The sequence below is a fragment of the Helicobacter magdeburgensis genome (assembly GCF_000765825.2).
Lineage (GTDB): Bacteria > Campylobacterota > Campylobacteria > Campylobacterales > Helicobacteraceae > Helicobacter_C > Helicobacter_C magdeburgensis.
The window spans coordinates 1-2,040 of record NZ_JRPE02000038.1 but is presented as its reverse complement, the minus strand read 5'-3'; the positions used below and the strand labels follow the sequence as shown (position 1 = coordinate 2,040).

At 29.9% G+C, this 2,040-nt stretch carries 2 protein-coding genes; both read left to right on the top strand.

Features of this window, described 5'->3' with window-relative positions; genetic code table 11:
* Positions 1-99 precede the first annotated feature (99 nt).
* The gene (locus LS74_RS10710; protein ID WP_034589563.1) at positions 100-735 is read left to right on the top strand and encodes an IS607 family transposase; all 636 of its coding nucleotides are present in this window, start codon (positions 100-102) and stop codon (positions 733-735) included.
* Positions 719-1,996: an RNA-guided endonuclease InsQ/TnpB family protein gene (locus LS74_RS10705; protein ID WP_034589562.1), complete on the top strand. Its 1,278-nt coding sequence runs from the start codon at positions 719-721 to the stop codon at positions 1,994-1,996. Before LS74_RS10710 ends, LS74_RS10705 begins: the two co-directional genes overlap by 17 nt.
* The last annotated feature ends 44 nt before the right edge of the window (positions 1,997-2,040 follow it).

Below are 2,040 nucleotides of genomic sequence, written 5' to 3'. Positions count from 1 at the left end.
AAAAACAGATTCAAATAATCTACAAAAAACTATAAATATATATTAATTATTTATAGTTTTTAACTTGACATTATTATAAAAGTTTGATAAAATGTTCCTATGAATAAATTAATTGCAATAGGACAAGCCTCAAGGCTTCTTGGTGTTACCATACAAACCCTACGAAATTGGGATAAACAAGGACTTTTAAAGCCTGATGAAATCACAAAAGGTGGAAGTCGCAGATATAAATTAGAATCTTTAAAAAATATTAATAAAAACATTAAATTTAGTGTTGATGGTTTAAAAACAATTGCCTATGCTAGAGTAAGTAGCCACGACCAAAAAGATGATTTAATAAGACAAGTTCAAGTTTTAGAACTTTATTGTGCTAAGGCTGGGTTTAATTATGAAGTCATACAAGATTTAGGCAGTGGTATGAATTATTATAAAAAAGGATTAACAAAGCTTTTAAATCTTATCTTAGAAGGACAAGTTAAAAGACTTGTTCTAACACATAAAGATAGATTATTAAGATTTGGAGCTGAATTAATCTTTGCTATTTGTGAAGCTAAAGAAGTGGAGGTGATTATCATCAACAAAGGCGATGAAAATATTAAGTTTGAAGAAGAATTAGCCAAAGATGTTTTAGAGATTATCACCGTATTTTCTGCTAGGCTTTATGGAAGTAGAAGCAAGAAAAACAAAAAATTACTTGATGATATGCAAGGTGTAATCAATGACAATCTCCCATAAAATAGAACTCATTCCAAATAATAAACATATCGCTTATTTTAAAAAAGCCTTTGGTTGTTCTAGGTTTGCTTATAATTGGGGACTTGCTAAATGGCAAGAATATTATAAGCAAGGTGTTAAAAAAACACATTTAGATTTAAAAAAAGAATTTAATGCGATTAAAAAAGAGCAATTCCCTTTTGTCTATGAAGTAACTAAATATGCCACACAACAACCATTTTTAAACCTAAATCTTGCATTCCAAAAATTCTTTAGAGATTTAAAGCAAGGTAAAGTCAGCTATCCAAAGTTTAAAAAGAAAAAAGATAATCAAGGCTCGTTTTATTTAGGGGGCGATATTGTTAAGTTTGAAAGTAAAAACAATAAACAATTCTTAAAGATTCCAAATCTAGGTAGTGTTAAGCTAAGAGAGAATCTAAGATTTCAAGGCAAAATTAACTCTTGCACTATCAGTCAAAAAGCAAATAGATTCTATGCTTCTTTTAGCTTAGAGATAAGTGAAAGTGAATTTAAAAGAACTCATAAAGATAGCAAACAAACAAAACTTGGATTAGGTATAGATGTTGGCTTAAAATCCTTTGTAAGTTTATCTAATGGCTTAAGCATTCAATCACTCAAGCCCTTAAGTAAGCTTACAAAGCGTTTAAAAAGAGTAAGCAGAAGTCTTAGCAAAAAGCAACACCCAAAAACCAAGAGTGAAGCAATGCAAGGGATAAAAAAGTCTAACAACTACTTAAAACAAAGTGTTAAGCTTAATAAGCTCCACACAAAAATTGCTAATGTAAGAAATGATTTTTTACATAAGCTTACTTCAAGTCTAGTAAGACATTATGCTTACTTTGGGCTTGAAAATCTCAATATCAAAGGCTTAATGAAAAATCATAGATTAGCAAAGGCAATAAGTGATGTAAGCTTTTATGAGTTTAAAAGACAGCTTCAATATAAAAGCCATTATCACAAAAGAGAGGTTATAGAGGCTGATACATTTTATCCAAGCTCTAAGACTTGCTCTAAGTGTGGAAGCATTAAAGAAACTCTCACACTTAAAGAAAGAATCTATAAATGTGAAAATTGTGGATTAAAAATAGATAGAGATTACAATGCTAGTTTAAATCTCTACAATCTTATTCCACAAAAAATAGGGCAAGTTCTGCCCGAATTTACGCCTGCGGACTTGACGGCTCTGCAATATGATTTAGCGATAAATAATATTGCAACCAGCAAGGTTGAAACAGGAATACAACAGGAAAATTATTTATAGATATTTGTAACTATTTATAGTTTTTTATAGGTTTGTAGGAACGG

Coding starts and splice junctions, on each gene's coding strand:
- LS74_RS10710 (WP_034589563.1), top strand. CDS start 100: ATGAATAAATTAATTGCAATAGGACAAGCCTCAAGGCTTCTTGGTGTT.
- LS74_RS10705 (WP_034589562.1), top strand. CDS start 719: ATGACAATCTCCCATAAAATAGAACTCATTCCAAATAATAAACATATC.